General features: G+C 34.7%; 5 protein-coding genes and 1 tRNA gene. 2 read left to right on the plus strand and 4 right to left on the minus strand.

Annotation, left to right across the window (positions count from 1 at the left end; genetic code table 11):
- Window positions 1–20 precede the first annotated feature (20 nt).
- From WBQ70_RS04660 to WBQ70_RS04675, 4 genes are all read right to left on the minus strand, one after another.
- A tRNA-His gene (locus tag WBQ70_RS04660) sits at window positions 21–96 on the minus strand.
- A 75-nt stretch (window positions 97–171) separates the two neighbouring features.
- Complete coding sequence (gene bshB1, locus WBQ70_RS04665; RefSeq protein WP_423911238.1) at window positions 172–888, minus strand: bacillithiol biosynthesis deacetylase BshB1; 717 nt, start codon at window positions 886–888, stop codon at window positions 172–174.
- Window positions 889–988: 100 nt separating this feature from the next.
- On the minus strand, window positions 989–2,059 hold the full coding sequence (locus WBQ70_RS04670) for an isochorismate synthase (RefSeq protein WP_423911240.1): 1,071 nt from the start codon (window positions 2,057–2,059) through the stop codon (window positions 989–991).
- Between the two features lie 37 nt (window positions 2,060–2,096).
- The gene (locus WBQ70_RS04675) at window positions 2,097–2,525 is read right to left on the minus strand and encodes a hotdog fold thioesterase (RefSeq protein WP_423911242.1); all 429 of its coding nucleotides are present in this window, start codon (window positions 2,523–2,525) and stop codon (window positions 2,097–2,099) included.
- Between the two features lie 141 nt (window positions 2,526–2,666).
- Here WBQ70_RS04675 and WBQ70_RS04680 point away from each other — a divergent pair, with 141 nt between their 5' ends.
- Both WBQ70_RS04680 and purL read left to right on the plus strand, forming a co-directional pair.
- On the plus strand, window positions 2,667–4,187 hold the full coding sequence (locus WBQ70_RS04680) for a hypothetical protein (protein WP_423911243.1): 1,521 nt from the start codon (window positions 2,667–2,669) through the stop codon (window positions 4,185–4,187).
- Window positions 4,188–4,675: 488 nt separating this feature from the next.
- Window positions 4,676–7,287: phosphoribosylformylglycinamidine synthase (gene purL, locus WBQ70_RS04685; RefSeq protein ID WP_423911245.1), on the plus strand; the 2,612-nt coding region annotated here is incomplete at its 3' end.

The raw sequence follows: 7,287 nt of genomic DNA on the forward strand, positions 1-7,287 counted from the left end.
CTTCGAGGCTTTTGCCTTTTGGGTGGAAGACGGGGCTCGAACCCGCGACCCTCGGTACCACAAACCGATGCTCTAACCAACTGAGCTACAACCACCATTTGCGTTTGCGGTTGCAAATATACAACTAAAGTTGGCTTCTACAAACGTTTTTTGAAAAAAAATCAATAAAAATCACATCAAATCTCCTAAACTATTGACAGCCAAATATCTTTCAACAGTAAAACCTTCAGCATGATCGACTCCTACTAATCTCCCTAAGTCTCTTGAACGATAATTTAAGCTTTCAAAAAAGTTTTTAGAGGTAATAGGTGATTCTGGCTCTTTAGAATTAGGGTCATAAAACTGCGATTTATAGGCTAGTATAGATTCTGTTTTTTTATCTGTAAATCCTGTAATGTCTACTACAAAATCTGGAATTAGATTTTTCCATTGAATATAATGATAGACTAACTTAGGTCGCCATGCTTTTTGGGGTACTCCTTTATCATCTGTTTCTATTTTCATTAATCCTGATAAAAAACAAGCATCAGAAACTAATTTACTTCCTTTAGAATGATCAATATGACGGTCATCAATAGCATTGCACAAAACAATTTCAGGTTGGTATCTACGAATCATCCTAATGATTTCTAACTGATGTTTTTCATCATTTACAAAAAAACCATCGCGCATCTCTAAATTTTCTCGAACTGAAACTCCTAAAATTTTAGCAGCTGCCGTAGCTTCTTGATCTCTAATTTCAGCTGAACCACGAGTTCCTAACTCACCACGAGTTAAATCTATTATCCCTACTGATTTACCAAGGGAAATCTCTTTTAAAATCGTTCCTGAACAACCTAATTCTACATCATCAGGATGTGCCCCGAAGGCCAATATATCTAATTTCATTATAATTTTTTCTAATATTTTCAGCACAGATAAATCAAATTTACCTTCCAACTTCAAACCTTCTAAATAAGATCTGACAAATAACTTTTTAATTTCTCTTTTACAAAACCCTTTTCATCGTCAATGATTTATTAACGCTTTCTTTCCACTCTTTTTCAGGAATACTATCTTTAGTAATACCGCATCCTATATACAAATGTGCTTGTTTATCTTTAATTTGCATACAGCGTAAATTCACATACAAATCGGACTTGGTTTGATGTTTATCAAATTCCTTAATGTTTAATTCTCCTAAGAAACCAGTATAATAGCTGCGATCATACCCTTCATTTGCCAAAATAAAATCCTTAGCAGCATTTTTTGGTAAGCCACAAACAGCAGGTGTGGGATGCAAAACAGCTACAACCTCACTCAAATTTGATTTTTCATTAATAACACCTTCAATATCTGTAATAATGTGCAATAAGTTACCTGCCTGTAGTGTATACGGACTCGAAATAGCTATTTCAGAAGTTTTATCTTTTAAATTTTCTAAAATAAAATCTGTTACAATTTGTTGTTCTTCCATTTCTTTGGTATTCCAAACGGCATTCTCAACATCATCTCCCATTTTAGTTCCTGCCAAAGCCATAGTGTAAAACTGTTTCCTATTGGCTTTTAATAATCGTTCTGGTGTAGCTCCCATCCACAATCCTATTTTGGGATGGTACCAGCAATAACAAAAAGCGCCTGAATATTTTTCAATTAACTTTTTAAAAACGATAACCAAATCAAATTCAGGGATACCAACTAATTCTTCTCTAGATAAAACTACTTTATTAAAATCACCGTTAACAATAGCATCAATCCCTTTTTGAACTAATGTTTCAAAAACAACTTTAGCACTCGTATTTTCTATATAAGATGATTCTTCGATTTCATTTTCCTCTAACCCCTTTCTTAGAACTATCCTTGTCTCCCATCGTACTGATTCTTCTTTTGGAATAAGAATCATTTGACTCCCTTCAAATGGAGCGAAAACAAATCCACGCTCTTTGAAATTTTCAGCAAAATACAAATGATCATTATTTTGAAAAAAACCAACCAATTTTTTTTTATTGGGTTTTTTAAAAATAACAAACGGTAAATGTTGGGCTTCTTGCTGCTTTACTTTTATAAAAAAATCAATCATAGGCTTACTTAAACTAACATTGTATTAACGATACATTTTACTTAATTATTTTCTCTAAAACAATATTCGATAATTTACATAATGAGATTAAATTCCCTGCCTCATCTGTGATTTTTATTTCCCAAAGATGTATGGTTCTTCCTTTATGAATTATCTTAGCTGTTCCATAAACATAGCCTTCCCTAATACTTTTAAGATGATTAGCCGAAATCTCAATACCTCGAACCTCTTGGGTATTGACATCTACAAATAAATGTGAAGCAGTACTACCTACACTTTCTGCCAAAGCAACCGAAGCACCACCGTGCAATAATCCCATGGGTTGATGTACACTGGAATCTACTTTCATTCGAGCTACTAAAAAATCGACACCAGCATCAATAAATACAATTTGTAAAGTCTCCATCAACGTATTTGGAGTAATTGAATTACATAGTTGAAGAACTTTTTCCTTATCAAATGTCATAAAATTTATTGTAAAGATTAAAAAATAAATAAAAGTGATGTGGCAAATTAGCAAATATTATTGAATTTCAACATTCCCAAATGAAAATCATTTTTCAAATCATATTAGTTTTTTTCTATTTTTACAAAAAAAACAAACTACATGCGTTATTTTTCTCTATTCTTTTTTGCTGGTATTCTTATTGCTATTTGCTCTTGTCGTACTGATTTTGAAACGACAGCGAGTAATGGAGATTTAGCATTTTCAAAAGACACCATATACTTAGATACTGTTTTTACCAATATTGGCTCGAGCACTTACGCATTAAAAGTATACAATCATTCTAAAAATGATGTTAACATACCAACAATAAAATTAGGCAAAAGATTAAATTCTAAATACCGTATGACTGTAGATGGAATGGGAGGAAATCAAGGTAAAGAATTTGAGAACGTTACATTATTAGCCAAAGATAGTTTGTATATCTTCATTGAAACAACTGCTTCGGTTACGGATGCTAATCCTACTGATTTTTTATATACTGATAAAATAGAATTTGATTCGGGAACTAAACTACAAACCATTGAGTTAGTAACCTTAATCCAAGATGCAACCTTTTTATATCCTCAAAAATTCAATGATGGGACAACAGAAACCATTATTCTTGATGGGGCAAAAACAACTGGTTTTTATTTAGATGAAAATGATCCCATACATGGAAATGAACTCCACTTTACCAATCAAAAACCGTATGTAATTTATGGTTATGCTGCCGTTCCAGAAGATAAAACAGTAACTTTTGATGCAGGTTCTAGAGTACATTTTCATAATAATTCAGGGTTAGTCATTTCAAAAAACGGAACTTTAAATGTTAACGGAACAATATCGACAACTGAGAAATTAGAAGGAGAAGTCATTTTTGAAGGAGATCGACTAGAGCCCCTTTATTCGGATATACCAGGACAATGGGGAACGATTTGGCTTCTTAATGAAACAAAAGATAACGCTATCAATCATTTGACCGTAAAAAATGCAACTATAGGTTTATTAATCGAAAACAACATGGGAATAATTATGCCTATCAAAAATACCCAAATTTACAATTGTATTAATTATGGGATATTAGCAAAAAACGCAAAAATAGAAGGCGAAAATATTGTTATTAATAATATTGGACTTTCGAGCTTAGCCTGTACCTACGGAGGAAATTATAAATTTACTCATTGCACTTTTAACAACAACTGGAATGGAAACAATCCATTTTCAGTATCCGTAAACAACTATAATATAGGAGCAACCCCTGTAGCAAAAGACTTAACACAAGCTACTTTTAACAACTGTATTATTTATGGTTCGTATTCAAATGAATTGTATTTAGACAAAAACGATGGAGCAGCATTCAACTATAATTTCAACAATTGTTTGATTAAATATTTTGGTTCAAGTACAAATCCTCTTTACCAATTCACGACTGATCCAGCACATTACACTAATATTATTTTAAATCAGGATCCTAATTTCTACAATATAACACAAAACAATTTCAATATAGACAAGACTTCTAATGCTTTCGCAAAAGGAAATCAGGCATACAAAATCCCTTTGGATATCACAGGAACAACCAGAACCTCACCACCTGATTTAGGAGCGTATCAAAGCAAAGATTTCCCTAAAAAAGAATAGACTTTCTTATGCCACAAATACAAGATTTTAGATATTTCTAATAATCTTAATTCTTGCATTCGTGGCTAAAAAAAACTATAATATTCGATTATTCTTAATTACACAGACTTATTACCAAGGAAAATGACTGAGTTTTACAACCGTAGATTGCTTCGCCTGTTCGCTATTGCTCGGGTCGCAAATTTTTCAATTTATTTTGATTGTGAATAAACCGCTTCAAGCAGTATTAACGCAAATTCATTCGTTCCTAAATTCAAAATTTAATATTACATGAAAAAACCCGCTAATCTGTGGTCATTTTTTAAACTCATGCATTTGCTCTAGCCTAATTACGACTTACTCTCGCCATCGTACTAGCTATTAATTACTAGCCACCAAAAACAAATTACCAAACACTATTTAACAAACTGAAAAAACACTACTAATTGCATTTGCTGTTACTATTTTTTTAAACTAAATTTGCACCGCAATACATCAAATTATATACAATGATTCATTTCTTTGAAAACCAAAGCAAAACTGTTTTTGCAGTACAGACGCAAAACGAAATTTCGGCTCAAGACATATCAAAATTAAACTGGCTTTTTGCCAACGCAAATAAAATAGAGAAATCCGCATTGACGGATTTTTTTGTTGGTCCTCGTGCCACGATGATTACACCTTGGAGTACTAATGCTGTAGAAATCACTCAAAACATGGGGATTTCAGGAATCATTAGAATCGAAGAATTTCACGCAGTAACCTTTGACTTTACTGATTTTGACCCTATGCTTTCGCAAAAGTATGCTGAATTAAATCAAGACATCTTCACGATCAATGTGGCTCCTGAAGCGATTTTAGATATTGATGATATTGCTGCTTACAACCGCTCAGAAGGATTGGCTTTGAGCGCTGAAGAGGAAGACTACTTAAATAATTTGGCAACCAAATTAGGAAGAAAACTAACAGATTCAGAGATTTTTGCTTTCTCACAAGCGAATTCGGAGCACTGTCGTCACAAAATTTTCAACGGGACTTTTGTAATTGATGGTGTTGAAAAAGAAACATCTCTTTTTAAATTAATCAAGAAAACATCTCAAGAAAACCCTCGCGATATTGTGTCGGCCTATAAAGATAACGTGGCTTTTGTAAAAGGGCCAAGAGTACAACAATTTGCTCCTAAAAGCGCTGATAAGGCGGACTTTTATGAAACAAAAGAATTTGATTCGGTTCTTTCCTTAAAAGCTGAGACACATAACTTCCCGACTACTGTAGAGCCTTTCAATGGTGCTGCAACTGGTGCTGGTGGTGAAATTCGTGACCGTTTAGCAGGTGGACAAGGTTCGTTGCCATTAGCAGGAACTGCGGTTTATATGACTTCTTACTCTCGTTTAGAGTCTTGCAACTCCGCTCAGGATAACAGACCATGGGAAAACGGGGTTGAAGAAAGAAAATGGTTGTATCAAACACCAATGGACATCTTAATCAAAGCCTCAAACGGAGCCTCTGATTTTGGGAACAAATTTGGACAACCTTTGATTACAGGTTCTGTATTGACTTTTGAACATGAAGAAGACACTTCGTCAGGCTCAGTGCAGGCTAGAAAACTTGGATATGACAAAGTGATTATGCAAGCGGGTGGAATTGGGTACGGAAAAATAGAACAAGCATTAAAACACAAACCACAAGAAGGCGATAAAATTGTCATTCTTGGCGGAGAAAATTATAGAATTGGAATGGGTGGAGCAGCAGTTTCATCAGCAGATACTGGTGCTATGAGTACCGGTATTGAGTTGAATGCCATCCAACGTTCAAACCCAGAAATGCAAAAACGTGCTGCTAACGCCATTCGTGGTTTAGTAGAAAGTGACATCAACCCTATCGTATCGATCCACGATCACGGTGCAGGTGGGCATTTAAACTGTCTATCTGAATTAGTAGAAGATACAGGTGGATTGATTGACCTAGATAAATTACCAGTGGGTGACCCTACTCTTTCGGCTAAGGAAATCATTGGTAACGAATCTCAAGAAAGAATGGGATTAGTTATTGCTCAAAAAGACATCGATACGCTACAACGTATTGCTGATAGAGAGCGTTCTCCTATGTATGAAGTAGGTGATGTAACAGGTGACCATCGTTTTACTTTCGAATCAAAAACTACAGGAGCAAAACCGATGGATTATGCTTTGGAAGACTTCTTTGGTAGTTCGCCAAAAACGATTATTAACGACAAAACAATTACACGCAACTATGCTGAATTAGAGTATAGTGTAAAAAATATCTCCACTTATTTAGAACAAGTATTGCAATTAGAAGCAGTAGCTTGTAAAGACTGGTTGACAAACAAAGTGGACCGTTGTGTAACTGGAAAAGTGGCTAAACAACAATGTGTTGGTCCGCTACAATTGCCATTGAACAACTGTGGTGTAATGGCTTTGGATTATTTAGGTAAAGATGGTTTGGCAACTTCTATTGGGCACTCGCCTATCGCTGCTTTGATTGATGCAGGAGCAGGAAGCAGAACCGCTATAGCTGAATCATTATCAAATATTGTTTGGGCACCAATTAAAGACGGTTTAAACGGAATTTCATTGTCAGCCAACTGGATGTGGGCTTGTAAAAACGAAGGTGAAGACGCTCGTTTGTACGAAGCAGTACAAAGTTGTTCGGATTTTGCAATCGAATTAGGAATCAATATTCCAACAGGAAAAGATTCGCTTTCGATGAAACAAAAATACCCTAATGACGAGGTTATCGCTCCTGGAACGGTCATTATCTCGGCTGCGGGACATTGTACTGATATCAAAAAAGTAGTAGAGCCTGTTTTGAAATCCCAACGCAATGGGATGACAGTTGGTTCTATTTATTATATCAACTTATCACAAGATGAATTCAAATTAGGTGGTAGTTCATTTGCTCAAACCTTGAATAAAATTGGTACTGAAGTACCAACGATTAAAGACTCGGCTTTCTTTAAAAGAGCTTTTAATACGGTTCAAGAATTAATTGGTGACAATCAAATTCTTGCAGGACACGATATTGGAAGCGGTGGTTTGATTACTACTTTATTAGAAATGTGTTTTGCTGATGTAAATTTAGGTGCAAAAATTGATTTCTC

Source organism: Flavobacterium sp. (genome assembly GCF_049590715.1).
In the GTDB taxonomy this organism is placed as follows: Bacteria; Bacteroidota; Bacteroidia; order Flavobacteriales; family Flavobacteriaceae; genus Flavobacterium.

Coding starts and splice junctions, on each gene's coding strand:
- bshB1 (WP_423911238.1), bottom strand. CDS start 888: ATGAAATTAGATATATTGGCCTTCGGGGCACATCCTGATGATGTAGAA.
- WBQ70_RS04670 (WP_423911240.1), bottom strand. CDS start 2,059: ATGATTGATTTTTTTATAAAAGTAAAGCAGCAAGAAGCCCAACATTTA.
- WBQ70_RS04675 (WP_423911242.1), bottom strand. CDS start 2,525: ATGACATTTGATAAGGAAAAAGTTCTTCAACTATGTAATTCAATTACT.
- WBQ70_RS04680 (WP_423911243.1), top strand. CDS start 2,667: ATGCGTTATTTTTCTCTATTCTTTTTTGCTGGTATTCTTATTGCTATT.